Below are 26,938 nucleotides of genomic sequence, written 5' to 3'. Positions count from 1 at the left end.
CACCCCGCCAGGCACACCAGCAGATCGTCACGCCGTTCACTCAAACGTGCCTAACTGCGCCAAAACGACTTACCCGCCCAGCAGTTGTGTACCCCGCCGTGATCCTCGCAGGGCCTTGCCGTCCGCCGCCACCGTTTCCAGGGCCACCTCCCGCACCCGCAGGAGAACCTCCAGCTCACCCGGCCTCACCGCCGACAACACCCTGCGCAACGTGTCCGCCCCCGGCGCCCTCACCAGCCCGAACACGCCGACGGGAACCAGCCCCAGTCGCAACTTCTCCCGAGGCTCCGCGGCAGCGGCCCACTGCGCCATCGCCCGCCAGGACCCGAAACCCGCCGCCGTCGCGCACAACGCGATCACGAGCAGGACCGGCAACGGGAAACGACGCCCCCGCGCCTTGCGCGGATCGCTCACCTCGCCGAGCCGCTGCCACAACGCCACCCGCGCCGACACCAGCGACAGCAACTCCGACCGGGACACGGACGTGACAGACTGACGTTTCACCGAAGCTCCGTTGATTCAGGGCGACTTGCGAGGTCACCCACCCCAACGGAGCTTCGACCTTTCCAGGCACGGGCCTCTAACCAGCGGAAACGTCTACACGCAGGACTTTGCGGCAGCCCTGGCCACCATTCCTTTTCGGGTATGCCGAATACGGGTGCGGAGCAATATCGTCGGCCACGTGCCTTGGCCGGGACTGTACGGCTGGTTGGCGCCGACGTGATGCACGCCACATCGTGCGGGATGATGTCACACTCCTGGGTGCCGGACGGGTCTCAGTTTCGGAATGCATCCGCAATGAGAGGCCCGAAGATGTCCTACCCCCCGTCAGACTCGGCCCTATCCCAGGGCAGCCCGCAGGAGGCGGCATCGGATCCAGTGGCAAGGGCTGCGACAAAGACATTCACTGAGCACCGCGACCTGCTGCTCTCCATCGTCTACAACATGCTCGGCAGTGTCACCGACGCCGAGGACGTGTTGCAGGAGACCTGGCTGTCGTGGATGACCAGGAACCGGGCACCGGGCGCGGAGCGGATCGACAGCCCGCGCTCCTACCTGGTGCGGATCGCGGCGAACCGGGCTCTCGACCACTTGGCCACCGTCACCCGCCGCAGGGAGACGTACGTCGGGCCATGGCTGCCCGAACCAATCGCCACCCCCTGCGTGGACACACCCGCCTTCGACGATGCCGCCGATGCCGCCGATGCGGTGATGCACACCGAGTCGGTGTCGCTGGCGCTGCTGGTAGTCCTGGAAACCCTTTCCCCGCTGGAGCGGGGGGTGTTCGTCCTGCACGAGGTGTTCGGCTACCCCCATACCGAGATCGCGCACATCCTCGGCCGCTCTCCGTCGGCAGTCCGCCAGCTCGCCCACCGCGCCCGCGAGCACGTCCACGCCCGGCGCCCCCGCTACGAGCCCGCCCCGGGCATCCGGCAGCAGGTGACCGAGCGGTTCCTGGCCGCCACCCTTGGCGGCGACGTGGACGCCCTGCTGCAGGTCCTGGCCCCGGAGGTGAGCCTGTGGGGCGACGGCAACGGCGACGGCAAGGCCCACCCGGTGGGCGGGCTGCGCTCGTTCCACGGCCGGGACAAGGTCGCCCGCGCGCTCATCGGCAGCGCTCGCCGTTTCGGCAAGGACCTCGACATCGAGTACCGCAGCGTCAACAGCGCCCCGTCGGCAGTGATGTTCGATGGCGACACCACTCAGGCCGTCATCGTCCTCGACCTCACCTCGGACGGCCATCAGGTATGCGGGATCTACATCGTCGCCAATCCCGACAAGCTCTCACACATCAAGCGATCGCTCAGGAGTAACACATGCTTCGCAGAATGATTTCCTTACCCAGTGGCCGGGTGGCGAAATGGATCGTCCTCGCCCTCTGGGTGGCCGTGCTGGTCCCGGCCCTCACCCTCGCTGGCAAGCTCGCCGACGTTCAGAAGAACGACAGCTCGGCCTGGCTGCCCGCAAACGCGGAGTCGACCAAGGTCGTCGAGCGGTCCGACAAGTTCCAGCGTTCCGACACCATGCCCGCGATCGTGATCTACGACCGGCCCGAGGGCATCACCCCTGCCGACATGACCAAGGCCCGAGTCGACGCCGAAGCCTTCAAGGGCATCAAGAACGTCGTGGGGCAGGCGCAGGGCCCAGTGAAGGCCCAGGACGGCAAGGCCATCCAGACCGTGGTCCAGGTTCACAAGGACAAGACGGGCTGGGAAGGGATCGGCAAGGTCGTCGACGCGATGAACAAGGTCGGCGAAGAGAACGTCAACGGTCTCGGGTTCCACGTCACCGGACCGGCCGGTTACGCATCCGACTCGATCAAGGCCTTCAGCGGAGGAGGCGGCCTGACGGCCATCACCGCGCTGGTGGTGGTCGTGATTCTGCTGCTCACCTACCGCAGCCCGGTGCTGCCGCTCTTGCCACTGCTGACCGCGGGCGGCGCCCTGGTCGCGTCGGAAGCGGTGATCTATCTGCTGGCGAAGAACGCCGGACTCACCGTCAATTCGCAAACCAGCTTCATTCTGACCGTGCTGGTATTCGGCGCCGCCACTGACTACGCGCTCCTGCTCACCTCGCGCTACCGAGAAGAGCTGGGGCGGCACGAGGACCGGCACGAGGCGATGGCGGAGGCGCTGCGCCGTTGCAGTCCGGCGATCATCGCCAGCGCCGCCACCGTCGCGGTCAGCCTGACGCTGCTGATGCTGGCCACTCTCCGCTCCACCCAGGGGCTCGGGCCGGCCTGTGCCGTCGGCATCGCCGTCGGGCTGCTCGCCATGGTCACCCTGATGCCGGCGCTCCTGGTCATCTTCGGCCGCTGGATCTTCTGGCCGGTCAAGCCGGCGTACGGAGCAGCCGCGGCGGCCAGGGAAGGCATCTGGACCTGGGTCGGCACCGCCATCTCCGGCCGGCCGCGGACGGTGTGGATCGGGACCGCGGTTGTCCTCGGCGCCATGGCTGTCGCTGTGGTCGGGCTCAAGGCCGACGGGCTCTCCAGCAAGGATCAGTTCACCAACAAACCGCAGATGGCCATCGGCGAGGAGATCCAGGCCAGGCACTTCCCGGCCGGTTCGGGCGACCCCATCTACGTCGTGACCAAGGCTGCCTCGGCAGACCGGGTGAGGACGGCGCTGGCCGGTGTCCCAGGGATCGCCGACGTCTCGACGCCGGTGGTCAAGGGCGGTGACGCGCTCGTGCCCGGAGAACTGAAGGACGCTCCCAGCAGCAAGGCCGGGATGGACACCGTCAAGCAGGCCAGAACCGTGGTCCACGGGATCGAGGGTGCGGATGCCCAAGTCGGCGGCAACGCGGCGATCACTCTCGACACGCGGGATGCGGCCACCCGCGACTCCAAGGTGATCATCCCCATTGTGCTCGTCGTGGTGTTGCTCATCCTTGCGCTGCTGCTCCGGGCGATCGTCGCTCCGCTGCTGCTCATGGCGACGGTGGTGCTGTCGTTCGCCGCGGCCCTCGGCGTGAGCAGCCTGATGTTCAACCACGTGTTCCACTTCGCCGGGGCGGACGCCTCCTTCCCGCTCCTGGCGTTCGTGTTCCTGGTCGCTCTGGGCGTCGACTACAACATCTTCCTGGTCACCCGGGTACGCGAAATGACCCAGCAGCATGGCACCCGGCGCGGCGCGCTGGAGGGTCTGTCCGCCACGGGCGGTGTGATCACCTCAGCGGGTCTGGTGCTGGCCGGCACTTTCGCGGCGATGGCCTCGCTGCCGCTGCTGTTCGCGGCCGAGCTCGGATTCACGGTGGCGTTCGGCGTGCTGCTGGACACCATGATCGTCCGCTCGGTGCTGGTCACCGCGCTGACCCTGGACGTGGGCCGGTGGATGTGGTGGCCCAGCAGGCTGTTCGGGCGGCACGACGACGCCCCCACGGCGCCGGTCGGCAAGCCCGACCTCGAACCCGCGCTCGAAGGTACGTGACGGCCTTCCGCCACGACCTTCCGCCAGGGCCTTCCGGCATCCGCCGGGAGGCCCGGCAAGGACGGGACGCGGACGCGACCCGAACCTCAGCCCAACTCCGTGGCCTGGCGCAGGATCTCACCCTCGAGGTGCTGAAGCGCCGGACTCGGGTCGATGCCCAGCTCCTGCGCCATCCGCTTGTGATGGGTCCGCAGCGCAGCCAATGCGTCGGCCTGCCGTCCGGCCCGGTACAACGCCAGGGCCAACAGTTCACAACCGTATTCGCGCAGCGGATGGGCACGTGTGAAGGCCGCCAGTTCGGACACGGCGACCCCATGCGCGCCCACAGCGATCAGCGCCGCGCAGCGGCCCTCGGTGGCCGATAACCGCAACTCCTCCAGCCGTACCCGTTCCGGAGCCACCTGCGCGGTATCGGCCACCTCCGCGTAGGCCTGCCCACGCCACAACGCCAGCCCCGCCTCGAACGCGCTCAGTGCCCGCCGCAGGTCGCCCCGGTCCAGTGCCTGCCACCCAGCCGTCGCACGCTCGCCGAAGCGGTGGGCGTCGACCTGCGCAACGCGGCCATCCAGCAGATAACCCCGGCCGTGCGTGCGCAGCCCCGTCGCCGGTTTCCGGGGTGCGCGATCCGGCTCCAGCACCCTCCGCAAATTGGCTACGTACGCGTGCAGCGACGTCATCGCCGACGGCGGCGGCTGCCCGTCCCACAGCTCTTCCAACATCACATCGACCGACACCGGCCGGCCCACCTGGCTGACCAGCAGCGCAAGCGCAGCACGCTGCTTCGGCGCTCCCAGATCCACCGCCCGGCTGCCAACAGTCGCCTCCATCGGACCCAGCACCCGGAACTCCACCTCGGCCGGGGGCACATCCGGAGTTTCCCGCGGCTGCACCCCGGTCCGTCCTACGGCATTCGACGGCGTGCCTCTAACCCTTCAGTCGTAGATCAGTGTCGCCGCTGTAGTTTGGGTTCGGTCGGGCGGCGGCGGACGATCACCCACCGGGCCCAGGCACCCTCCCCGACCTCCGACTCGGGGTCCGGGATTCGGCGCACCCACCACTGAGCCCGGCTGCGCGACAGCGGTCGGGGTCGGAGGTCCAGGAGCGCGGGACGTACAACTCCCGGTCCACCGCGGCGTGCCCGCGCCCGCCGGCATAGACCATGTAGACGGCAACCTGGGCATTCTCGATTCTTCCGGCGGTGCCGGTGTACTGGCGCTGGACGCCGACCGTGGCGGTGCCCTTCTTCACGTCGCCGGTCTCATCGACCACCAGCACCGCCCGCTCGTCGTACAGGCGCTCCACCACGTAGCCCCGCACATCGTCACGGACCGCGTCGGCCTCCCACTTGGCCCGGCTGAGCAGGTGGTGCATGGCGTCCGGGGTCGACTCCCCGACCCATTCGGCGATCGTCCAGCAGTTCTTGCGAGGGATGTCCGACAGGATGCCGAGCACCAACCGCTTGACTCGCCGGCGGGGTTCCACGCGGGCGAAACGACCCGCGATCCGGCCCATCAGGCCCTCGAATGCGTCCTGCCATCGGGCCGGGTCTACTCTGTGAACTGCGGCCACCGCTTGATCGTTCGTTGTCTTCACAAACCACGATGATCATCGGTGGCCGCGACCATCTCGTCCCCGGTCCAAATGGCGGGACCGCACGACGGGGGTTGGGAGGCTAGGTCATCCAGCAGTACAGGCCGTGACCCCGCCCCTCGGCGATGCGGGCCAGGTCCGCCAGATCACCCAGGAGTTCCCCCACCATCTCCGGGTCGAACACCTCGCCCTCCGTGGCCCGTTCCTGGATCCACAGCTCGCCGACCTCGGCAAGGCGAGCCACCGAAGCACCGCCCAGCGCCCCTTGAAGCGCAGCCGAGACGACAAACAGCAGTGGACCGCCCTCTTCTCCGGGTTCGGCAACCATATGCGGCTCATCGGACGCGACGAGCGCCTCGAAACTCTGTCCGGTGAGCAGGCTCTCCCACTCAATCACCGCCTCTGCAGCATCGAAGTTGCCGCAGGTCAGTGAGCCGAAGACTTTGTCCGGCCCGCGGTCCACGCTGCTTGCCGCCGAGGTGTCGTCAGGGGCGACGAAGAACTTGATGCTGATGCTCACCCGTGCATAATGCCTGCTCAGACTGCCTCAAGACAGCACGTCCCCCACTTGAAGACCCGGAGAACCCTAGCGAAAATCACCAAGATCACGAACTGCAGCCGGAGTACGAGTACTCCAGCCGGACTTCGCGCGAGTCCCCGCCGACAACGCGCCCGCATTGAGTCGGCAGGCTGGGATTCCTCCTGGTGAGCGCGGCGCGAAGGAGCCCATAGCTGACGCGATGTCAGTTTCGGACGCCTTTGGCGATGCCGCTGACCTGCGGAAATACGGAAGTCCGGATGGAGTACTAGAACGGCAGTGCCAGCAGCCCAATCAGCCAGAGAACCGTCGGGATACTGAAGACGACACCCCAGAAACCGATCATCATGAACGCGGCCAAGGCGACCCCCAGCCAGGCCACGCGGGTCGGCGCGAGCACACGTGAGGGGTCCTGCGGGTCGTATCGAATCTCCTCCCGGCGCCCTCGCACTTGCCCGTTCGCCGTGACCTTCCGGCCGTCGAGCGTGCGGAAGTGGACAATGTAGCTACTGGTGCTGTCGCTGTGCGGGTCGGACTCGAACCTTGCCCGTACGGTGATGCCTCGCCGCCACATCACCCACCGCGTGTCCAGCTCGGCCATGCGCACCCATGCGCGCAGCGAGGCGACGCTCAGCGGCAGCAACAGCCAGGCAAGGGGACCCAGGAAGCGGGGCTCCACCGGCAGCAACACGGCCAGGGGGAACCCCAGAACCACGTACCAGAGGGCACGCCGCCACCACGGGCTGCCGTGCCGCACCCGATTACGCAGATCAGCCAGCACCCGCACGGGCCAGACGCGCACCAACTGCCGCTGGACTGGCCGCCGACTCCCCGAGGGGCCCGCGTCGCTCATGATCGCTACAATCTCGCGACCGAGCGCAGCAACCACCGCCTCATTGCGATGCTGGACTGTCATGGCCGTGTCAGCCTGTGCCTCCTCGAACAGGACCACGGCCAGCGACTGCCCCGTCACCTTGACCTCCCGGATCTGCGCTCCCGGCACGGTGACGGTCATACGCCCCCGCCTGCAGTGCAGCGCACCTCGCTCCACCCACATCCGAGTACGGCCGTTGGCAAGAACAACGCCTGCCCCAGGCTCAGTGTTTGATTTCCCCACGACAGCGGATCCTAGACGTAGCAGGCGGCAGATTCGCCTGCCCGGGCAGGGCGGACGCCGCACCGTTGTAACCCCCGCCATGAGCTGCAACGAGATCCAGCGCCTGTTCATCACGCTCGTCGTCCAGCCCGCACACGATGCGGCACACCGGCTCAGTTGGTCCGACTGGCGACGCCGACACCAGGCCCGATCCAAGGCCTGCCACTACCAGCGGCACGCCGACCATCCGGTCACCGGGTGCGGGCACCCGCACGGCGTTGGTCACCAGCTCCGAGAGCACCAACTCCCCAGCGTCAGCCGCCGGGCCGTCACCGTGGCCTCTCAGCAGTGGCAGACAGCCGATGAGATCGAGAAGTTCGTACAGGTACGTCTCGCCCGGCAAGAGCGCCTTCTGTCCGACGAACCACTCCAGCTATGGGCAGTGATCTCGGAGGCCGTACTGCTTCAGGAGGTCGGCGGTGCTCAGGTAATGAGCGCGCAGCTCACACACCTGCTGGCCAGTTCCGAGCACCCCAATGTGACAGTTCAGGTGCTGCCGTTCAGCCGTGGAGCCCATGCAAGTATGTTCGGCCCATACGTACTGCTGGGATTTCCGGAGGAGGGGGTGCTCGACGTGGTTCTGGTCGACAACCCCTCCGGGTCCATGTGGTTGGAGCGAGCAGCGGATGTCTCGCGCTACCAAAACCTGTTCGACGCTGCGCGCACATCAGCGCTCTCGCCGAACGAGTCCCGCGCTGTCATCCATCGCAGATCCAAGGAGCATCAAGAATGAGCGGCGCACACCGCAGCACGCCGGACCTGTCGGGCGCGAGATGGCGCACCAGCACGTACAGCGGCGGCAACAACGAATGCGTCGAGATCGCCGACAACCTCCCCCACCTCGCCCCCGTACGCGACAGCAAGCGCCCCAACGGCCCCGTCATCACCTTCGACCGCGACGCCTGGCGCACGTTCGTCAGCGAGCTGGCCTGAGTCGCCGACGGGGAAGGGCAGGAGGTCGTTCACCGTGGCCCGGGAGGGCCGCCAGATCGGTGAGCTGATACCGCTACGGCGGCGCAGGAGGTTCGTCCCCCCCTAGCGAGTTCGCCGACATCTCGCGTACCGCTCCCGACATTTCTGTAGACGCCTTCCGCGCGTATCAGGACCGTGCGGCCGAGCAGGGAACGGACGACCTCCGTGCCCGTTGGACGCCGCCTTGACAGGCGTGCTGCCGCGCCGTCGAGCAAGCAGCCGGCTGGACGGCATCCTCACCGTGGCGCCGATGACGCGCCCCGCGGGCCGGATCCCGGGGTGCCCGGGATCCGGCGGAGCGGTCAGGTCACGCCACCGGCAGCCCCGGCGCCGGGTACGCGTCCATCAGGGTCCTCACCTCTTCGCGCACCTTCTCCACCACGGCCTCGTCACCGGTGCGCGCCGCCTCGACGATGCGGTCGATCCACTCCGCGACCGCGCCCATCTCGGAGGCGGGGATCCCGCGGGAGGTCAGGGCCGGGGTGCCGATGCGGATGCCGGACGGGTCGAACGGCTTGCGGGGGTCGTACGGGACGGCGTTGTAGTTGACGACGATCCCGGCCCGGTCCAGGGCCTTCGCCGCAATCTTGCCGGGTACGTCCTTGCCGGTGAGGTCGATCAGCAGGAGGTGGTTGTCCGTGCCGCCGGAGACCAGGTCGAAGCCGCGGGACGCCAACTCCTCCCCCAGGGCACGGGCGTTGGCGACGACCTGGTGGGCGTAGTCGCTGAAGCCGGGGGTTGCGGCTTCCTTGAGGGCCACCGCGATCGCCGCCGTGGTCTGGTTGTGCGGGCCACCCTGGAGGCCGGGGAAGACGGCGCGGTCGATGGCGCGGGCGTGCTCCGCCCGGCTCAGCAGCATCGCTCCGCGCGGACCGCGCAGGGTCTTGTGGGTGGTGGTGGAGACCACGTCGGCGTACGGGGCGGGCGAGGGGTGGGCGCCGCCCGCGATCAGGCCCGCGATGTGGGCGATGTCGGCGACCAGGACCGCGCCGGTCTCCTCGGCGATCTCGCCGAAGCCGGCGAAGTCGATCTCCCGGGGCACTGCCGTACCGCCGCAGAAGATCACCTTGGGGCGCTCGGCGAGGGCCAGGTCGCGGACCTCGTCCAGGTCGATGCGGCCGGTGTCGCGGCGGACGCCGTACTGCACACCGCGGAACCAGGTGCCGGTCGCGGAGACGCCCCAGCCGTGCGTGAGGTGGCCGCCCATCGGCAGCGACATGCCGAGCACGGTGTCGCCGGGCTGCAGGAAAGCCAGGTACACCGCGAGGTTGGCGGGCGATCCGGAGTACGGCTGCACATTGGCGTGGTCCATGCCGAAGAGGGATGTGGCCCGTTCGACGGCCACCGTCTCCACCTGGTCGATGATCTGCTGGCCCTCGTAGTACCGCTTGCCGGGGTAGCCCTCGGAGTACTTGTTCTGGAGCACCGTGCCGGAGGCCTCCAGCACGGCTGCGGAGACGTAGTTCTCACTGGGGATCAGGCGAAGGGTGTCGGCCTGGAGCTGCTCCTCCGCGGTGACGAGGGCGGCAAGCTCCGGGTCGGTGGCGGTGAGTGCGGGGCGGCGGTTCTCGGGTGTCGTCACGGGATCCTCCCGGGTCTGGCGCATGGCTGCCGCATGGACCCGGATGCCCAGGCGGACGGCTCTCCGGTGGTGACGCCTCCGGACAGGCCCGGAGTGTGCCGCTTCCTCGTGGTCGGTTCCACGGAGCACCCCTGCCGGGATGCGCGCCAGTCGCGGCGCCTCTCAGTCTACTGATGGGGGCGGCCCGGGCAGCTGTTTGATGGGCCGTTCGTGGATGTTCCGCCCTGATTGACACCCTTCTTGGCGGCGAAAATGGTGGTAGGGCCGGGCGCGGTCAGGGGTTACATGAGAACCAGTCGTGCCAGACGTCGCGCCGGGCTGAGCATGGCAGCGACACTGCCGCTGCTCGCCGGTGCACTCGCCTTCGGTATACCGTCCGCCAGCGCGGACTCCGCACCCGCCGGTCGTGACGCTCTGCAGGGCACCAAGCCGGTCTGGGCCACGGCCAAGGCCGACCAGGGGGCCACCGCCGACAGCGGAAAGGTGAGTGTCCGGGTCCATCTGGCCGGCCGGGACGCGAAGGGGCTGGCCGCCTACGCCGCCGCCGTGTCCGACCCGGCGTCCCCTTCGTACGGGAAGTACCTGAGCGCCAAGAAGGCGCAGGCCCGGTTCGGGGCGACCCGGCAGCAGATCGACCAGGTCGTTCAGTGGCTGAAGTCGAGCGGGCTGACCGTCACCGGCGCCCGTCAGTACTACGTCTCCGCCACCGGTGACGTCGCCGCGGCCGAGAAGGCGTTCAGCACCCAGCTGCGCAACTACCGCAAGGGCAGCCGGACCTACCGCGCCCCGTCCTCTGACGTCGGTGCGCAGCCTCGGCAAGGACGCCTCGCTCAAGGCGGTCAAGGGATACGACGACGTGACGGGTGTCGGGACTCCGGCAGCCGGATACGTGAACTCGTACCGCCGGGACTGACGCACGGGCTCGATGCGATGACTGCCCCGGGGCTTCGGCTCCGGGGCAGTCCTGCGTGGCAGCGCTGCGGACGCCCGGTCCCGGCGGATGCGCTCGCCCTGCCCGGAGTCGATGACCATGCACTGATAACCTTCCGCCCCGCCCGTCGGCGCCACGCGCCGGCGGGCGGTTCCGTCTTCCGTACACAGCCGCGCCGGCGGTCGCTCGTCGGGAGTCGCCGGCACGGCACCCATCGGCGTGGACCGGCCACGGTCGGCAGCGCCACGTCGCCGCGGGCAGGAGCAGCGGCTGCCGGCGTCCCGTCAGGCCGACGCGCGTTTCCTGGGTGTTGCCTTCTTGGCCGTCGTCTTCGCGGTCTTCTTCGTCGCCGTCTTCGCGGTCGACTTCGTGGTCGACCGTGCGGCGGTCTTCTTCGCCGGGGTTCTGCCCGGCGTCGACTTCTTCGCGGCGGCCTTCCGGGGGGTGGCGGTCGCGGAGGCCTTCTTCTTCGCGCCGGTTCCGCCGCTCTTCTTGCGGGCGGCGAGCGACGTCACCTCGGCCACCGGTGCGCTCCCGGATTCCTCTGCCTCTTCCGCCTCCTCGCCGCGGGCCTTCTTCGCCGCCCGGACGCTGTTCTCCAGTACCGCGATCAGGTCGATGACCTTGCCGCCGCCGGTGTCGCCGGATGCTGCCGGTTCGAGTGCCTCGCCGGAGGCCTTCGAGGCGATCAGCGCCTCGACCGCCTCGCGGTAGTCGTCGTGGAGGGTGTCCATGTCGACCTCGCCGAGAGTGGCCATCAGGGCGTCGGCCAGGTCGAGTTCGGCTTCGCGGACCGTGACGTCGGTCTCCGGGGCCACACCGTCGGTGGCGCGGATCTCGTCGGGCCAGAGCAGGCCGTGCATCGCGATCACGTCGTCGACGACGCGCAGCATGCCGAGCCGTTCCCGGCCGCGGAGCGCGTACTTGGCGACGGCCACCTTCCGGCTCCGCTTCAGGGCCTCGCGCAGCAGCGTGTACGGCTTGGCGGCGGGGACTCCGTTGGCGGAGAGGTAGTACGCCGTGTCCATCTGGAGCGGGTCGATCTCGGTGGCGGGCACGAAGGCGACGATCTCGATCGTTTTCGCGGTGGGCAGCGGGAGCGAGCCGAGGTCCTCGTCGGTGATCGGGATGATCGAGCCGTCCGCGTCCTCGTACCCCTTGCCGATCTCGGCGGCCGTCACTTCCTGCTCGTCGACTTCACAGACCTTCCGGTAGCGGATCCGGCCGCCGTCGGCGAGGTGGATCTGGCGGAAGGAGATCGAGTGGCTCTCGGTGGCGTTGACCAGCTTGATAGGGATGCTGACCAGCCCGAAGGAGATCGCGCCGTTCCAGATGGACCTCACCGTTCGCCCCTTTGTCCATAGACATACCGATAGATCACTATTGATCCTGAATTCATGTGATTCTTATCGTATGACGCCGATCACCGAGGTGGAGGGGCGGCGCCTGGCGCTCAGCAATCTCGACAAGGTTCTGTATCCGGCCACCGGAACCACCAAGGGCGAGGTGCTGCACTATTACGCGGCCACGGCGGCGGGGGCCCTGCTCGCGCATCTGTACAACCGGCCGGTGTCCTTCCTGCGCTATCCGGACGGGCCGGACGGGCAGCGGTTCTTCACCAAGAACCCCCCACCGGGCACCCCGTCCTGGGTACGGATCGCCGAGGTGCCGCGGCATACGGCGCAGCAGGCCGGACAGGTGCTCATCCAGGATCTGGCGTCGCTGATGTGGGCGGCGAACCTGGTGGTGGAGTTCCATACGCCGCAGTGGCCGGCCGACAGGCCGGGGATCGCCGACCGGATGGTGTTCGACCTCGATCCGGGGGCTCCGGCAACCGTCGTGGAGTGCTGCGCGGTGGCCCTGTGGCTGCGCGACAGGCTGGCGGCGGACGGGCTGCTCGCGTACGGGAAGACCTCCGGATCGAAGGGGCTGCATGTTCTCGTACCGCTGGAACCGGCCTCCTCCGATCGGGTGTCGGCGTACGCGAAACAGCTGGCGGAGGAGGCGGAGCGGGATCTTCCGGAGCTGGTGGTGCACCGGATGACACGGGCGCTGCGGCCGGGGAAGGTGTTCGTCGACTTCAGTCAGAACGCGGCGGCGAAGACGACCGCCACCCCGTACACGCTGCGCGCCAGGGCCGAGCCGACCGTGTCCGCGCCCGTCACCTGGGCGGAGATCGAGGACTGCCGGAGCCCCGCCGGGCTGGTCTTTCTGGCCGGCGACATGGCCGGGCGGCTGGAGCGGTACGGGGATCTGCTCGGCCCGCTCATCAATCCGAACCGGGCCCGGCCGCTGCCCTGATGGCGCACGCATCCGGCCGTTGTCATGTCGGCAAGCAAAAGGCTGCATGTGGCGGGTGGATTGCCCGGGCCGTGGTGCACACTCTGCGCAGACACTGCATTACGTGAATGCGCGGGGAGGCGACGGCATGTTCGCGGGGATCGACGAGGTCGACTGGGCCTCGATGGAGCATGCCTACGGGCCTGCCGACGACGTGCCGGGCCTGCTGCGGGGGCTCGCGTCCGCCGATCCGGCGGAGCGCGAACAGGCGCTGGACGGTATGTACGGGGCCGTTCACCACCAGGGGGATGTGTACGACTGCACACTCGCCTGCATTCCCTTCCTCTTCGAGCTGGTCGTGGATCCGGGGATCCACGACCGGGGCAGCATCGTCGAGCTGCTCACCAGCATCGGCGGCATCGATCTGGACGAGGACGACGACGAAGACTTCGACGAGGAGGAGTTCGACGAGGAGGAGATCGAGGGCGCGGCGAACTACGCGATGGCGGCCTCGGCCGTCACCGCGTGCGCCGGGGCGTTCTTCGAGCTCATCGCCGACGAGGACCCGGGGGTACGGCTCGCCGCGCCGCTGGCGCTCGCCACGCTGCACAGCCACCCGGCGCGGGTCCTCGCGCTGCTGCGGGAGCGGCTGCCGGTGGAGCCGGACGAGGAGGTGCGGCTCGCGCTCGTGGAGGCGGCGGGTCGGGTCGCGCTGCGGAACCGCCCGCTGGCCGGGCAGGCGGCGGACTGGCTGAGCCGGCTCGCCGCGGAGGCGTACGCCCCGGCGCTGCGGCTGGCTGCCCTCGCCCAGCTGGCCCGCTGCGCGCCGGACGCGCTGCCGGGCGATGTCGTACGGATGGTGGCGGGGCTGCTGACGGAGCTGCGCTCGATGCCCGGCACGGCGGTCGGCGTGCCGGACCCGGTGGGCGCCGCCGCACAGGCCGACGAGCCGGGTCCGGGCGAACCCGCCGAGGAGCGGGGTGCGCCGGTGACCCTGGTGGGGCAGGTGCGGGCACTGTCCGCGGCGGAATCCGCCGGGCGCACCGCCCCCTGGACGGCGGATCTGCTGCGAACGCTGCACGTCGGGCTCGATGACCGGGTCGCCGACCGGAGCGCGCTGCTGATCGACCAGCTGCGCAGCCCCGACCGCCGGCAGCGCATCGATGCGGTACAGATGAGCAGCGGGCTGATACGGGCCTGGCGGGGCTCGTACGAGGAGCTGGTCCGCCTCGTGGGTGCCCAGCTCGCGGCCCCCGAGCGGCGGCTGGCCGAGGCCGCCTCGCACATGCTGGAGGAGCTGTTCGGGCTGGCCGCGCCCGCCGCGGACGCGCTGGCGGCGCGGGTGGCGGCGGATCCCGGGTCCTGGGTGAAGGAGTGGGCGAGCGAGCCACCGGGGCTCGGCAGCACGGTGAAGGCGCTGGCCCGGCTGGGTGACGCCCGGGCGGTGCCCGCGCTGGCCGCCGCGCTGGAGCGGCCCGAGGTGCCGCACGACGTGGGGTTCGCCATCGGGTATCTGGGCGCGGCCGCGGCCCCGCTCGCCGGAGTGCTGCGGCGCAGGCTGGGCGGGCTCGATCTCGACGAGGGGGTGTACGACCGGGCGAATCCGCTGCTCGGCGGGCTGACCGCGCTGCGGGCGGGCGAGGCGGCGCCGGAGGTGCTGCGGGTGCTCCGCGGGGCGCCGGAGTACCGCGGGGAGTGGCTGCGGACCTCGGCGCTGCGGGCGCTCGGCTCGTTCGGTCCGGCCGCCCGGTGCGCCGTCCCGGAGCTGCGGGCGCTGATCCGCCGCCCGGGGCCCCCAGTGGCGAGGGAAGCGGCTCAGGCACTGTGGGCGGTCGCGGGGGACGTGGAGGCCGTGCTGCCGGTTCTGATCGAGGGACTGGGGGCGGAGCATGCGCACGAGCGGCGCTCGGCGGTGAGCGCGCTGGGCGGGCTGGGTGCGCACGCGGCCGCGGCGGCACCCCGGCTGCGGGCGCTGCTGCTCCATGACGAGCTGTGGCTGCGGGTGGATGCGGCGATCGCGCTGTGGGAGGTGACGGGGCGGACCGAGGAGTCCGTACCGGTCATGCTGGCCGCCTGGGAGAAGAACCGTCATGTCAGGGTCCGGGTGGCCGAATGCCTGGCGCTGATGGGTGTTGCTGGTGCAGGGTCGGATGCGGCACATGTACTGCGCGCCGAACTCGCCTCCGTACGACGTCACAACGCGACGGCCGGCGGGTACGGCAGCCACGACACATACGAGGACGAAAAGCTGCTGGTGTTCTGCCGGCGAGCGCTTCACGAAGTAACGGGGAAGGGGCCCACGACATGATCATTTTTGGTACGCGAGGCTATCTGTACCAACTGGCCGTTCTGACGATGGTCTGCGGCTGGTGCGGCAATCCGGCCGCGCACACACTGCGGAAGCGGGTCACGAAGTTCACGCTGTTCTTCGTGCCGCTGTTCCCGTTCTCGACGAAGTACGCGACGCAGTGCACGTTCTGCGGCGGGGAGCAGAAGATCCCGAAGGAGCAGGCCGACCAACTGCTGGCGCAACACGTGGCATCGCAGGACGGCAACCCGTTCGGACAGGCCCAGCAGCAGCCGGGATATGCCCAGGACGGACAGAACCGTTCCTAACCAGTGTGCATAAGTGAGTCCTGGACCCACTGCTGCGTACTGGGCGCATCCCGAACGGTGTTGGATGCACGGGGTTCCCGCTTTCGCTTCCCACTCGGCGCCGGCCCTCCAGGGGCCGGTCCGTTGCGGGTGGGCGGGTTCCCTCACGCCCCCGGTCACCTGGTCCGGCCTGGACGGTCCGATGCCCCGCACGATCACTCCGGTCGTGTGGGGGCGGTGCCGTCCGACGCCGGACCGGGTGTCCGAGGGCGCGTCGTCCGATCGCGATACCGGCGGCATCGTGACGGGACATGGTGCGGTGGGGGGTGGTCAGCGGTTTCTGCCAGTGCTGGGCACCCCACTGGGAGGTGTAGGCGGGGTCGACCGCGACAATGCTCAGGCCGTGTTCGGCGGCCATGGACACCAGCCGGGCCTTGAGCCTGCCGGTCGGCATGCCGGAGATGAGCTGCCGGAACCGTTTCCGGCGGCCGTGCTTCTCGCGGGTCTTCTCGGTGGTGAAGTCCAGGTCTTCGATGCCGATCGCGGCGACCCCGGCCCGCCGGGCCCAGTTGATCAGCCGAGTGAGGGCGTGGCGGATCTGTGCGTCGCGGTGACCGGCGGTCCCGGACAGGTCGTAGGGAAAGCGGCGCGGATCTCCGATGGGGTTGCCGTGCCGGTCGAGCCGGTAGGCGGCGAAGTGATCGGCGTTGGTATCGACACCGATCATGCCCCGAGCGCGGGCGGTTTCCAACGGGATGGTCTTCACGAGGGGGCGTTGCCAGGATGCGGTGAGGTACCAGCGGCCACGCTCCGTATCGAGGTGGATGCGGTAGGCGACGGCCCGGTTCGCGGTGATGCGGTCGGCCCACTCCGCACCCCGGTGCGCGAACGCGATCCGGGAGGTGAGGACGTACCGGCCGTGCCCGGCGTTGGCCAGGTGCGCGAGCGGAGCAGGCAGCCTGATGCTGACCTCGCCGTCCGGGGTGACGCGGATCGTCTCGTTCCCGAACCGCTTCCCCGACTCACCGTCCGCAGCGATGAACCAGCGCTCCGCCTCCCACCGTTGCCGCCACTGGCCTTCGGTGAGCCGGGCGTCGGTGAGATGGTGGCGGGTGTTCAGGAGACGCTTGCCGCCCCGCACCACCCGCACCCGCCCGGCCTGCCACTCGGCAACAGCAGCCGTGTGCCGGTCTTCCAGCATCGCGAGACGGCGAGATTTGCGGAACCACTCGCTCTTCGACCGGTAGCCACCCGCGGCCCGCTTCGTTCCGGGCGCCCCGACCGGGAGGGACAGGCGGTGCCGCAGCATCTTGACCCCAGCATCCAGCGTCCGGATGTGAGCCGCCTGGCAACGGCGTGCGAGCGCCCACTGATCGTGCGTGGCCTTGGTGATCGCACCCGCGATCCGCGACGACGACAGTGCCGTCAGGTCCCGCTTACGCGCCGCCCAGGTGTCCGCGCTGTGCTCCAGACCATCCGCACAGCGGGCCTTGAGGTCACGGGAGCTCAGACGGCCTTGGTGCTCGCCGACCGCGCGCAGGACTCTTTCGTCCTGGGCGGTGTGGTGCTTGAGCCGGTCGCGTATTGCCACACCTGTGGGTCCGACGGCGACGAACGGCGGGGCGATCGTGCGCAATTGGTTCTTCGACTCAGCCATGGTCGGCAGCTTCCAGGGCTTTCCTCGCCCGGCTCTTCGCCGAACGGCGCCCGTACAGGCGGGCACAGAACGACGTCAGCGCCTCCATCATGTCCCGCACCAAGTCGTCTTCGAGCTCCCCGTCATCCAGGACAACGAGACGCCGGTCCGCGGCTTCGAGTGCCGCTTCGACAAGTTCGGTGTTCATTCGGCCGAGCCGGTCACGGCGTTCGACCACCACGGTGGTCACGTCCGGGTCGGCCAGTAAACGCCGGGCCCTGACGCGGGAGCCATTCATACCCGACCCGATCTCGGACTCCACCCGCACCACCCGGTGACCCGACTGCGCGGCCCACCGCGACAGCCGGGCCACCTGACGCTGGAGATCACCCGTCTGGTCGCGCGAGGAAACACGGGCATACAACCCGACACCGCCGACCGTCCCGGGCGCCGCAACGGCCTCCACATTCACCAGAATCATCCGCGGCCCGACCCGCTGCGCCGGTACCGGCAACGTGCCCTCACGGAACCAGCGATACGCCGTCTGCGGATGCACACCCTGCACCCTCGCCCACTCCGTCAGATTCACACCCGGAACAACGCGCTCACCCAAATTTGGTTACGCACACTCGAACGACCTCGAAAGCCAACAGTTGGTCACCCCTACCAGCACTGACACAACCGCGGCCATACCGGCAACAAAAGAACATAAGGGACTTTCTTCCGCATAAGGTCGATGGGTCATGGGTCGGCGGACCCATGACCGGACGTCCGGGAAGGAAGGGAGTCATGCGCCCGCATCACCGGGTGACGCGCCGCGCGCAGGCGGCCCTCGTGGCCGGCGCCGGTGCCGCACTGCTGACCGGCTGCGGCACCGGCGGCGAGCCGAAGAGTGCCGGAAGGGCCCCGGCCGCCATCGGGCCCGCCCGGCTCTGGCCGCAGCTGCCACCCGCCTCCGCCGCCCCGTACGACTACGGCGAGGGCGCGACGGCGCGCATCCCCGGGATCACGGTCCCGCACGACGATGTGCACCAGCTGGACCCGGTCGCCGTGGTGCAGGCCGACCTGAAGGCCACCACCAGCCAGTCCAGCGGTTCGGACGAGCTCCCCGCCGACACGGCCCGGAAGATCACCGCGTGCCGCAGCGCGCCGGCCGCCTGCCCGGTCCTGCAGCCGTACTACCGCGACCTGACGGGCGCCGGCAGGAACGACATGGTGCTCGGCGTGCGGCGGAGCGACGGGCGGATCTCGGTGCGTGTCTACATGGCGGAGGCGGGCGGGCTGACCCGGATCATGGCCGTCTCGGACTCCGTGATCAGCGTGGAGCTGGCCGGGCGGGACGTGATCATGCGAGTGCCGTCAGCGATCGCCGGATACGAGTACCGGACAGCCTGGTCCTGGGACGACCATCAGCGCGCGATGCTGCCGACTCGGGACGAGATCCTGCGGAAGGCCCCGGAGGTGGCGCCCACCGGCCGGCCGAGCGCGAAGCCCAGCCCCGAAGCGACCATGGTGCCGCCGCCGGTCACCGCCTCCGCGGGGCGGCGATGAGGCGACGGAGACTGCGCGCGCCCGCGTGGACCGCGACGCTCGCCTGGAAGTCGGCCGTGTTCATCACCGTGATGTGCTGCGCGTTCGCCGCACTGCTGGGCGTACTGGTGCACACCGCGGTGACCCGGGAGACCCTCGACGAGGCCCGCACCGACGCGCTCTCCCGGCTGAACGACGTCACCGCGGCGTACAAGGCGGGCGAGGCGCTCCTGCCGGATTCCGGTATCGATCCGCCCGGGCTGCCCGCGTCCCTGCGCGCCCTCGCCGAGAGCGGGCATCAGGGCACGCTCGTCGCCGACCACCACGGGCGTCCGACCATGTGGGCGGCAGGCCCGGCCGACGGCCGCGCGCTGGCCACCGCGATCGACTTCAGCCGGAGCGCCCACGTGATCAACAGCCTCGACCGGGCGTTCGTCGGCTCCTCGCTGCTGGCGATCGGTGCCACGCTGCTGGTCGGCGCATTCGCCGTCACCCGGGTCACCCGTCGGCTGCACCAGACCGCCCAGGTGGCCCGCCGGATCGGTGCGGGCGATCTCGACGCCCGCGTCGACGACCCCCGTACCTCGGACCCGTCGCGCCGGCAGGACGAGGTGGCGATCGTCGCCGGTGCACTCGACACGATGGCGTCCACGCTCCAGCGCAAACTGCTGGCCGAGCAGCGCTTCACCGCCGATGTGGCGCACGAGCTGCGCACCCCGCTGACCGGCCTCTCGGCCGCGGCCGAGCTGTTGCCGGCGGGCCGCCCGGCCGAGCTGGTGCGGGACCGGGTGCGGGCGATGCGGGCGCTGACGGAGGATCTGCTGGAAATCTCCCGGCTCGACGCCCACACGGAAGAGGTCGATCTCGCGGTTCACGAACTGGCTCCGCTCGCCGTGCGAGTGGCGGGCGCCTCGGGAACGGAGACCGAGGTCCGTGTCCTGGGGGCGGAAGCCGGAACCGGGGCGAGGCCCGTGCGGGTGGAGACCGACAAGCGGCGGCTGGAGCGGGTCCTCGGCAATCTGATCGCCAATGCGCACCAGCACGGCCGGCCGCCGGTGGTCGTGACGGTCGACGGGCCGGTGGTGACCGTACGCGATCACGGTCCGGGATTCCCGGACTATCTGCCGGCCGGCGGTCCGCAGCGGTTCCGTACCGAGGAAGGCGGCAAGGGCCACGGGCTCGGACTGACCATCGCCGTCGGGCAGTCGGCGGTCATCGGCGCCGAGCTCGTCTTCGCCGACGCGGAGGACGGCGGGGCGGTGGCGCGGCTGACGCTCCCGGAATACGTACGACTCGACGGCGGCGAACCGCCCGGCCATGACGACCAGACAGAGGCGACGTAAGGGAAATGAAGTGACATAAGGGGAATATGGTGCACCTCTTGCTACGTTGCGAGGCATGACCGCAACGAGGACGGACGCGCCCCCGCCGCAGCTACGCCTGCCCAAGCGGCGCGGGGTCGAGCTCGCACTCCTCGTCGGAGCCGTCCTCATCTCCGTCTACGGCTACGCCGCCGTCGGCCTCGCGCACGACCACGCGATCCCGCCCGATGTCGCCGGTTACGGTGCCGGCCTCGGGCTGCTCGCACTCCTCGCCCATCTCGCCGTCCGCTTCCGTGCCCCGCATGCCGATCCGCTGCTGCTCCCCATCGCCGTCCTGCTCAACGGTCTCGGGCTGGTGCTGATCTACCGGCTCGACCTGGAGACCCCGAAGGACCAGGCGGCGCCCACCCAGCTGATCTGGTCGACGCTCGGGGTCGCGCTCTTCATCGTGGTCGTCGTCTTCCTCCGTGACCACCGGGTGCTCCAGCGGTACGCATACCTGTCGGTCGCCGCATCGCTCGTCCTGATGATCGTGCCAATCTTCTTCCCCGCGGTGAACGGTGCCAAGATCTGGATCCGGATCGGCGGACTCTCGTTCCAGCCGGGCGAGTTCGCCAAGATCCTGCTTGCCGTCTTCTTCGCCGCGTACCTCTCCGCGAACCGCAACGCGCTCGCCTACACGGGCCGCAGGATCTGGAAACTCCAACTGCCCACCGGCCGGGTGCTCGGCCCGATCGTGGCGATCTGGCTGCTCAGTGTCGGGGTGCTGGTCCTTGAGCGCGACCTGGGGACCTCGCTGCTCTTCTTCGGCCTCTTCGTGATCATGCTGTACGTGGCGACCGGCCGGACCGGCTGGATCGCGGTGGGGCTGCTGCTCGCCGCCGTCGGCGCGTTCGCCGTCGGCTCCCTCGAGCCACATGTGCACAGCCGGGTGCAGGACTGGCTCGATCCGTTCGCCTCCATCGACGCGGGCCAGGGACCGAGCCAGCTCGCCCAGTCGCTGTTCGCGTTCGCCGCGGGCGGGATGCTCGGCACCGGGCTCGGTCTCGGCCACTCCATCCTCATCGGTTTCGCCGCCAAGTCCGACTTCATCCTGGCCACGGCAGGCGAGGAGCTCGGGCTGTCCGGGCTGACCGCGGTCTTCCTGCTGTACGCGCTGCTGGTCGCCCGCGGCTACCGGGCCGGGCTCGCCCTGCGCGACCCCTTCGGGCGGCTGCTGTCGATCGGGCTCGCATCGATCCTGGCGCTCCAGGTCTTCGTGATCGCGGGCGGCGTGATGGGGCTGATCCCGCTGACGGGCATGGCGATGCCGTTCCTCGCCCAGGGCGGTTCGTCCGTCGTGACCAACTGGATCATCGTGGCGCTGCTCATCCGGATCAGCGACCTCGCCCGCACCCCCCACCCCGACCAGGTGGAGACCGGGGTCATCGCACCGATCGTGGAGGACCCGTCGTGATCCGCTACATCCGGCGGGCCGCCGCGTTCTGCCTGCTGCTGCTCGTGGCGCTGCTGCTGAACGCCGCCCGCATCCAGGTCTTCCAGGCGGACGAGCTGGACGACAACCCCGCCAACCGCCGCCGGACGATCGCCCGCTACGACCAGCCGCGGGGCAACATCCTGGTCGGCAGCAAGCCGGTCACCGGCTCCAGGAACACGGACGAGCGGCTCACCTACGAGCGCACCTACACCGACGGGTCGCTGTACGCGCCGGTGACGGGGTACGCCTCGCAGACGTACGGCACGACGCTCATCGAGAACGCCGAGGACGACATCCTCTCCGGTACCGATCCGCTGCTCGCCCCGCTGCCGCTGTGGGACGAGATCACCCGCAGCCGGCAGCCCGGCGGCAATGTCGCAACGACCGTCAAGGACTCCATGCAGCGCGCCGCGTACGCCGGGCTGGGCGGGCGGCGGGGTGCGGTCGCCGCCCTCGAACCGTCGACCGGCAAGATCCTGGCGCTGGTCTCGACCCCTTCGTACGACCCCGAGCGGCTCTCCGGCACCGGTTCGTCGGTCACCGACGCCTGGCGGCAGTTCAACAGGGCGAGGAGCCAGCCGATGCTCAACCGGGCGATCCGGCAGACCTATCCGCCCGGCTCCACCTTCAAGATCGTGACGGCGGCCGCGGCGCTCGACACGGGTGCGGTCGAGGACCCCTACGCGGAGACCGACACCCCGTCCCCGTACGTCCTGCCGGGGACCAGCACCACGCTCCCCAATGAGGCCGGCGGCTGCGAGTACGCGTCGCTCGCCGAGGCGATCCGGGTGTCGTGCAACACCGTGATGGCCCATCTGGGGGTGGAGGTCGGGCTGGACGGGATGGTGAAGGCGGCGCGGAAGTTCGGCTTCAACGACACCGGGCTGAAGATCCCGTCGGGCGTGGCAAAGAGCAACTTCGACACTGATATGAGCGACGACCAGCTGGCCCTGTCGTCGATCGGACAGTTCAACACGACGGCGACACCGCTGCAGATGGCCATGGTGGCGTCGGCCGTCGCGAACGGCGGTGACCTCAAGCACCCGTATCTGGTGGACCGTACGACGACCAGGAGCGGCACCACCGTCCATCAGAACCGCCCGCGCTCCTACCACCAGGCGATGAGCCCGCGGACGGCGACGCAGCTGCGGCAGATGATGATCGACGTCGTGGAGCAGGGCACCGGATCCAATGCCGCGATCTACGGGGCGACGGTCGGCGGCAAGACCGGCACCGCTCAGCACGGCATCGACAACTCCGGCACCCCGTACGCCTGGTTCATCTCCTGGGCACAGGCGCCGAACTCGACCCGGCCGGCGGTCGCGGTCGCGGTGGTCGTCGAGGACGCCGCCGCGAAGCGGGCGGACATCAGCGGGGGCGGCAGCGCGGCGCCGATCGCCCGGGCCGTCATGGAGGCGGCGCTGCGGGCTGACGGCACGGGGGGCGCGCCCCCGTCCGGGGCGTCTCGCGGCTCGGAACGGCGCGTGCGGCGCGGCACACGCTGATGACCGAAACGCCTCGCAGAGCGCAGGTAAAACCAGGACGAAAGTCCCAGCACAGCGCGTTGAAGCAGGAAGCCACCGAAACGGTCAGCCAACCGTGGCAGGAATACCCGGACTTCAGGCCGGGGAGCACGTCAAACTGCGGCCATGACATCCATGACGCCGGAGACCGGCCACGAACTCGCCCAGGTGAACATCGCCCGGCTCACATTCCCGCTGGACTCACCCGAGTTGAAAGACTTCGTCGGCGCCCTCGATCCGGTCAACACGGTCGCCGACCAAGCCGCGGGGTTCATCTGGAGGCTGCAGAGCGAGACCGGGAACGCCACCGACGTACCGGTTTTCGGAGACTCCTGGTTGATCGTGAACATGTCGGTGTGGCGCGACACGGACGCGCTGACGGCCTTCATGTACCAGGGGCAGCATCGTGAACTCCTCGCCCGGCGCCGCGAATGGTTCGAGCGGGTGGAGGAGGCGATGACCGCACTGTGGTGGGTTCCGGCGGGCGAGCGCCCGACGGTGCAGGATGCCGAGGAGCGCCTGCGGATCCTGCGCGAACACGGCCCGACGGACAGGGCGTTCACGCTGCGGACCAGCTTCCCGGCGCTCAGCTCAACGGCTCGCGCCGCTGCAGCCATTCGGCCGGCGCCCCGCCCACTCCGGTGACCGCACCGACGACCCCGCCGGTGATGGCGCAGGTCGTGTCGACGTCGCCGAAGCCCTCCGCCGTGGCCCAGAGCGCCGATTCCAGATCGTCCGGGTGCCGGGCGGCGGTCCACAGGGCGAACGGGACCGTGTCGTCGGCCCGGATGCGCTGCCCGTTGCCGAGCAAGTCGGCCGCCTTCCACGGTTCGGTGGTGAACGGCACGTCGGCCGCGCGCCGGACCCCGTCCCGTACCGGCCCTTCGGGCGTGCGGTCGGCGACCGCCGTCAGGGTGAACTCGCCCCGCACATGCAGCGCCGCGGCGACGGCCACGGCCACCGCGCCCGCGACGCCCTGCGGGTGGGCATGGGTGACCTCGGCCGACAACTCCGCCTGGCGCACTACGCGTTCGAGGTCGGCATGGAACCGGGCGCCGAGCGGTGCGACACGCATGGCGGCGCCGTTGCCGAGGCTGCCGCCCTCGAACAGGCCGGGCGCGAGAGTGCGCCAGTCGGCCGGGGAGGTCAGCAGCTCGGGCAGCAGGATGTGCATGCCGTGGCCGTAGCCGCGGGCCGGGTCGATGTCGTACCCGAGGGCGAAGCAGGCGGCGAGCCGGTCCTGGTCGACCTCGCCGTGGTCGTCGAGGACCCGGTGCAGGGCGCGTGCCATGGCGGTGTCGTCGGTCCAGTGCCAGACCGGTTCGGCCGGGGTGCGACGGGCGCGGATCTCGTTGTAGGCCTGCCGGGGCGGGCGGAAGAGCGGGAACCACCGCTCTCCGAACGCGTCGCCGAGCGCGAGCCCTTCGAGGCTTCGCCGCGCCGCCGCCGAGTCAGCGGTCGTGGCCGTGGACGGAGGCGTCATACGGGCCATCCTGACGTAGGAGGCAGAAGTCGTATATCCATCATGGCCCACGGAAGCGGCTCGTTCCGTCCTGCCTACGGATGATCTCGACCTCTTCGGGGCGTCCTACGGTGAGTCCATGCCTCTTCTCCACGCACGGGACCACGGCGGCGAGGGCTAGGCGGCGCCCTCCGCTATCGCCTCCTCGACCTCCGCGACCCGCGCCCGCTCCTCCGCCGCGAACCGGTCCCGGTCCAGCTGCTCGGCTATCTCCTCGTCCTGGGCCATGAGCAGGTCGAGGTTGGAGTCGCCGAGTTCGAAGACGCCCATGCCGACGTACGCCTTCTGTAGCCGCTCGCCCCACAGACCGATGTCCTTGACGCACGGGACGATCCGGCTGAACAGCAGCTTGCGGAAGAGCTGCAGGTACTCCGAGTGCTCGGAGAGCTCCTTGGCCTCCTTCTTGCCTATCCCGAAGTTCTCCAGCACCTCGACGCCGCTGAGGCGGTTGCGCATCAGGTAGCAGCCCTCGATGACGAACTCCTCGCGCTCGCGCAGTTCGGCGTCGCTCAGCTGGTTGTAGTAGTCGCGCAGCGCCATCCGGCCGAAGGCGACGTGCCGGGCCTCGTCCTGCATGACGTAGGCGAGGATCTGCTTGGGCAGCGGCTTGGCCGTGGTGTCACGGATCATGCCGAACGCGGCCAGCGCCAGGCCCTCGATCAGGACCTGCATGCCCAGGTAGGGCATGTCCCAGCGGGAGTCGCGCAGAGTGTCGCCGAGCAGGCCCTGGAGGTTGTCGTTGATCGGGTAGAGCATCTGCACCTTCTCGTGCAGGAACCGGCCGTATATCTCCGCGTGCCGGGCCTCGTCCATGGTCTGGGTCGCGGAGTAGAACTTCGCGTCCAGGTCGGGGACCGATTCCACGATCCGGGCGGCACAGACCATCGCGCCCTGTTCACCGTGGAGGAACTGGCTGAACTGCCACGAGGTGTAGTGCTTGCGCAGCTCGCCCCGGTCCTTCTCGGTCATCTTGGCCCAGTGCGGGGTGCCGTACAGCGTGAGAGCCTCGTCGGGGGTGCCCAGCGGGTCGGCGGGGTCGACCTCCAGGGACCAGTCGATGCGCTTGTTGCCGTCCCACTGCTTGTCCTTGCCCTTCTGGTAGAGGGCGAGAAGGCGTTCACGGCCGTCGTCGTAGTCCCAGCTGAAGCGGGCCGCGCCGGAGGCGGGCACCTGCCACAGGGGCGTGTCGGGGGCGGTGGTGTAGAGGTCGCGTGTCGACACGGACGGCTCCTTCGCCTCGCATGCTCCGATAAGACCGACCGGCAATTGGGGGGCGGCGTCAGTTGGCAGGTTCACACGTTGGTAGACGCCGGGTCAACAAGTCGTGCGCGGGGGATTGACTGCCTTACTGACAAGCAGTCTCATAAAAGGTGACCCCCGGTAACCCATGTGTGAGGTGCCCCCAGCCATGACGACAGTGACCGAACGCGACGTGCAGGTGCTCCGCGACGCACTCGGCCCGCTTCGGGACCGCGAGCAGATCGCCGAGCGCCTCCTGGAGTCCTCGGCCAAGCACTCCTTCGATCCGGACACCGAACTCGACTGGGATGCGGCGGTCGAGGACGGCAAGTGGTTCTGGCCGCCCGAGCTCGTCTCCCTCTACGGCACCCCGCTGTGGCGGAAGATGCCGGAGGAGCAGCGGATGGACCTGGCCCGGCACGAGGCGGCGTCGCTGGCCTCGCTCGGCATCTGGTTCGAGATCATCCTGATGCAGCTGCTGGTCCGGCACATCTACGACAAGCCGGTGACCAGCAATCATGTCCGTTACGCGCTCACCGAGATAGCCGACGAGTGCCGACACTCGATGATGTTCGGCCGCATGATCCAGTGGGGGCAGGCGCCCAGCTATCCCGTACCGCGCGTCTACCACAACCTGGCGCGGGTGCTGAAGACCGTGTCCACGACGCCCGGTTCGTTCGCCGCGACCCTGCTCGGCGAGGAGATCCTCGACTGGATGCAGCGTCTGACGTTCCCGGACGAACGCGTCCAGACGCTGGTGCGCGGCGTGACCCGGATCCATGTGGTCGAGGAGGCACGGCACGTGCGCTACGCCCGCGAGGAGCTGCGCCACCAGATGGTCACGGCACCCCGCTGGGAGCGCGAGTTCACCCGGCTGAGCTGCGGGGAGGTGGCGCGCGTCTTCTCCGTCTGCTTCATCAACCCGCAGGTGTACGAGAACGTCGGCCTGAACCGCCGCGAGGCCGTCGCCCAGGTGAAGGCGAGCGGCCACCGGGCGGAGGTCATGCAGTCGGGTGCGAAGCGGCTGACGGACTTCCTCGACGACATCGGCGTGTTGAACGGGTTGGGGCGCAGGTTGTGGAAGAGCTCGGGTCTGCTGGCCTGAGCCGGCTC

22 protein-coding genes and 3 pseudogenes are annotated in these 26,938 nt (G+C 69.6%); 14 read left to right on the top strand and 11 right to left on the bottom strand.

Translation table 11 applies throughout. The features are described from left to right. Window positions 1-69: 69 nt before the first annotated feature. The gene (locus tag ACWD6R_RS26700; protein WP_451821027.1) at window positions 70-504 is read right to left on the bottom strand and encodes a transposase family protein; all 435 of its coding nucleotides are present in this window, start codon (window positions 502-504) and stop codon (window positions 70-72) included. Between the two features lie 375 nt (window positions 505-879). Here ACWD6R_RS26700 and sigJ point away from each other — a divergent pair, with 375 nt between their 5' ends. Both sigJ and ACWD6R_RS26690 read left to right on the top strand, forming a co-directional pair. Next, window positions 880-1,833 carry an RNA polymerase sigma factor SigJ gene (gene sigJ / locus ACWD6R_RS26695; protein WP_451821026.1) on the top strand — a complete coding sequence of 318 codons (954 nt, stop codon included), beginning with the start codon at window positions 880-882 and terminating at the stop codon, window positions 1,831-1,833. Beyond that, window positions 1,818-3,932: an MMPL family transporter gene (locus ACWD6R_RS26690; protein WP_451821025.1), complete on the top strand. Its 2,115-nt coding sequence runs from the start codon at window positions 1,818-1,820 to the stop codon at window positions 3,930-3,932. Before sigJ ends, ACWD6R_RS26690 begins: the two co-directional genes overlap by 16 nt. Before the next feature lie 86 nt (window positions 3,933-4,018). Here ACWD6R_RS26690 and ACWD6R_RS26685 read toward each other — a convergent pair whose 3' ends face one another. The 4 genes and pseudogenes from ACWD6R_RS26685 to ACWD6R_RS26670 form a co-directional block, all read right to left on the bottom strand. Continuing rightward, window positions 4,019-4,798 (bottom strand): AfsR/SARP family transcriptional regulator, encoded by a 780-nt coding sequence (locus ACWD6R_RS26685; protein WP_451821024.1) that lies wholly within the window; start codon window positions 4,796-4,798, stop codon window positions 4,019-4,021. A gap of 193 nt (window positions 4,799-4,991) precedes the next feature. After that, window positions 4,992-5,444: pseudogene (locus tag ACWD6R_RS26680) on the bottom strand (IS701 family transposase); the annotation flags it as partial. Between the two features lie 160 nt (window positions 5,445-5,604). Next, window positions 5,605-6,042: a hypothetical protein gene (locus ACWD6R_RS26675; protein ID WP_451821023.1), complete on the bottom strand. Its 438-nt coding sequence runs from the start codon at window positions 6,040-6,042 to the stop codon at window positions 5,605-5,607. A gap of 286 nt (window positions 6,043-6,328) precedes the next feature. Beyond that, the gene (locus ACWD6R_RS26670; protein WP_451821022.1) at window positions 6,329-7,075 is read right to left on the bottom strand and encodes a hypothetical protein; all 747 of its coding nucleotides are present in this window, start codon (window positions 7,073-7,075) and stop codon (window positions 6,329-6,331) included. Between the two features lie 181 nt (window positions 7,076-7,256). Here ACWD6R_RS26670 and ACWD6R_RS26665 point away from each other — a divergent pair, with 181 nt between their 5' ends. After that, window positions 7,257-7,949, top strand: coding sequence for a DUF5753 domain-containing protein (locus ACWD6R_RS26665; RefSeq protein ID WP_451821021.1), 693 nt, complete (start codon window positions 7,257-7,259; stop codon window positions 7,947-7,949). Then, on the top strand, window positions 7,946-8,149 hold the full coding sequence (locus ACWD6R_RS26660) for a DUF397 domain-containing protein (protein WP_451821020.1): 204 nt from the start codon (window positions 7,946-7,948) through the stop codon (window positions 8,147-8,149). The genes ACWD6R_RS26665 and ACWD6R_RS26660 overlap by 4 nt, the downstream gene beginning before the upstream one ends. A 346-nt stretch (window positions 8,150-8,495) precedes the next feature. Here the strand turns inward: ACWD6R_RS26660 and ACWD6R_RS26655 are convergent, their stop codons facing one another. Continuing rightward, entirely contained in the window at window positions 8,496-9,794 is a 1,299-nt protein-coding gene (locus ACWD6R_RS26655; RefSeq protein ID WP_451821019.1) for a serine hydroxymethyltransferase, read from the bottom strand. A gap of 261 nt (window positions 9,795-10,055) precedes the next feature. On the opposite strand from ACWD6R_RS26655, the pseudogene ACWD6R_RS26650 reads away from it, so the two are divergent. Next, window positions 10,056-10,568: pseudogene (locus tag ACWD6R_RS26650) on the top strand (protease pro-enzyme activation domain-containing protein); the annotation flags it as partial. Window positions 10,569-10,985: 417 nt separating this feature from the next. On the opposite strand, the gene ku reads toward ACWD6R_RS26650, so the two are convergent. Further along, on the bottom strand, window positions 10,986-12,044 hold the full coding sequence (ku, locus tag ACWD6R_RS26645) for a non-homologous end joining protein Ku (protein WP_451821018.1): 1,059 nt from the start codon (window positions 12,042-12,044) through the stop codon (window positions 10,986-10,988). A gap of 70 nt (window positions 12,045-12,114) precedes the next feature. Between ku and ligD the strand changes: the two genes are divergently transcribed. The 3 genes from ligD (at window position 12,115) to ACWD6R_RS26630 (ending at window position 15,597) form a co-directional block, all read left to right on the top strand. Then, the gene (gene ligD, locus ACWD6R_RS26640) at window positions 12,115-13,002 is read left to right on the top strand and encodes a non-homologous end-joining DNA ligase (protein WP_451821017.1); all 888 of its coding nucleotides are present in this window, start codon (window positions 12,115-12,117) and stop codon (window positions 13,000-13,002) included. 127 nt (window positions 13,003-13,129) lie between these two features. Beyond that, the gene (locus ACWD6R_RS26635; protein WP_451821032.1) at window positions 13,130-15,289 is read left to right on the top strand and encodes a HEAT repeat domain-containing protein; all 2,160 of its coding nucleotides are present in this window, start codon (window positions 13,130-13,132) and stop codon (window positions 15,287-15,289) included. Beyond that, window positions 15,286-15,597 carry a zinc-ribbon domain-containing protein gene (locus ACWD6R_RS26630; protein WP_451821016.1) on the top strand — a complete coding sequence of 104 codons (312 nt, stop codon included), beginning with the start codon at window positions 15,286-15,288 and terminating at the stop codon, window positions 15,595-15,597. The genes ACWD6R_RS26635 and ACWD6R_RS26630 overlap by 4 nt, the downstream gene beginning before the upstream one ends. Here ACWD6R_RS26630 and ACWD6R_RS26625 read toward each other — a convergent pair. Continuing rightward, window positions 15,594-17,233 (bottom strand): annotated as a pseudogene (locus ACWD6R_RS26625) (IS200/IS605 family accessory protein TnpB-related protein). The gene ACWD6R_RS26630 and the pseudogene ACWD6R_RS26625 overlap by 4 nt on opposite strands. After that, window positions 17,226-17,801 (bottom strand): IS607 family transposase, encoded by a 576-nt coding sequence (locus tag ACWD6R_RS26620; RefSeq protein WP_451821015.1) that lies wholly within the window; start codon window positions 17,799-17,801, stop codon window positions 17,226-17,228. The pseudogene ACWD6R_RS26625 and the gene ACWD6R_RS26620 overlap by 8 nt, the downstream one beginning before the upstream one ends. A 200-nt stretch (window positions 17,802-18,001) precedes the next feature. On the opposite strand from ACWD6R_RS26620, the gene ACWD6R_RS26615 reads away from it, so the two are divergent. The 5 genes from ACWD6R_RS26615 to ACWD6R_RS26595 all read left to right on the top strand — a co-directional run bounded on the left by ACWD6R_RS26615 (window position 18,002) and on the right by ACWD6R_RS26595 (window position 23,709). After that, window positions 18,002-18,763 carry a hypothetical protein gene (locus tag ACWD6R_RS26615; protein ID WP_451821014.1) on the top strand — a complete coding sequence of 254 codons (762 nt, stop codon included), beginning with the start codon at window positions 18,002-18,004 and terminating at the stop codon, window positions 18,761-18,763. Next, window positions 18,760-20,085, top strand: a complete 1,326-nt coding sequence (locus ACWD6R_RS26610) for an ATP-binding protein (RefSeq protein WP_451821013.1) — start codon at window positions 18,760-18,762, stop codon at window positions 20,083-20,085. Before ACWD6R_RS26615 ends, ACWD6R_RS26610 begins: the two co-directional genes overlap by 4 nt. A gap of 55 nt (window positions 20,086-20,140) precedes the next feature. Then, window positions 20,141-21,520 (top strand): FtsW/RodA/SpoVE family cell cycle protein, encoded by a 1,380-nt coding sequence (locus ACWD6R_RS26605; RefSeq protein ID WP_451821012.1) that lies wholly within the window; start codon window positions 20,141-20,143, stop codon window positions 21,518-21,520. After that, window positions 21,517-23,046, top strand: a complete 1,530-nt coding sequence (locus tag ACWD6R_RS26600; protein ID WP_451821011.1) for a peptidoglycan D,D-transpeptidase FtsI family protein — start codon at window positions 21,517-21,519, stop codon at window positions 23,044-23,046. The genes ACWD6R_RS26605 and ACWD6R_RS26600 overlap by 4 nt, the downstream gene beginning before the upstream one ends. 153 nt (window positions 23,047-23,199) lie before the next feature. Further along, window positions 23,200-23,709 (top strand): DUF3291 domain-containing protein, encoded by a 510-nt coding sequence (locus ACWD6R_RS26595; RefSeq protein WP_451821031.1) that lies wholly within the window; start codon window positions 23,200-23,202, stop codon window positions 23,707-23,709. Here the strand turns inward: ACWD6R_RS26595 and ACWD6R_RS26590 are convergent. Together ACWD6R_RS26590 and ACWD6R_RS26585 are read right to left on the bottom strand one after the other, a co-directional pair. After that, window positions 23,651-24,547 (bottom strand): ADP-ribosylglycohydrolase family protein, encoded by an 897-nt coding sequence (locus tag ACWD6R_RS26590; RefSeq protein WP_451821010.1) that lies wholly within the window; start codon window positions 24,545-24,547, stop codon window positions 23,651-23,653. The genes ACWD6R_RS26595 and ACWD6R_RS26590 overlap by 59 nt on opposite strands. 156 nt (window positions 24,548-24,703) lie before the next feature. After that, window positions 24,704-25,807 carry a ferritin-like domain-containing protein gene (locus tag ACWD6R_RS26585; protein WP_451821009.1) on the bottom strand — a complete coding sequence of 368 codons (1,104 nt, stop codon included), beginning with the start codon at window positions 25,805-25,807 and terminating at the stop codon, window positions 24,704-24,706. A gap of 187 nt (window positions 25,808-25,994) precedes the next feature. On the opposite strand from ACWD6R_RS26585, the gene ACWD6R_RS26580 reads away from it, so the two are divergent. Beyond that, window positions 25,995-26,930 (top strand): AurF N-oxygenase family protein, encoded by a 936-nt coding sequence (locus ACWD6R_RS26580; protein WP_451821008.1) that lies wholly within the window; start codon window positions 25,995-25,997, stop codon window positions 26,928-26,930. Window positions 26,931-26,938: the final 8 nt, after the last annotated feature.

The organism is Streptomyces sp. NPDC005151, from assembly GCF_053599875.1.
This window is presented reverse-complemented; position numbering and strand designations above follow the sequence as displayed.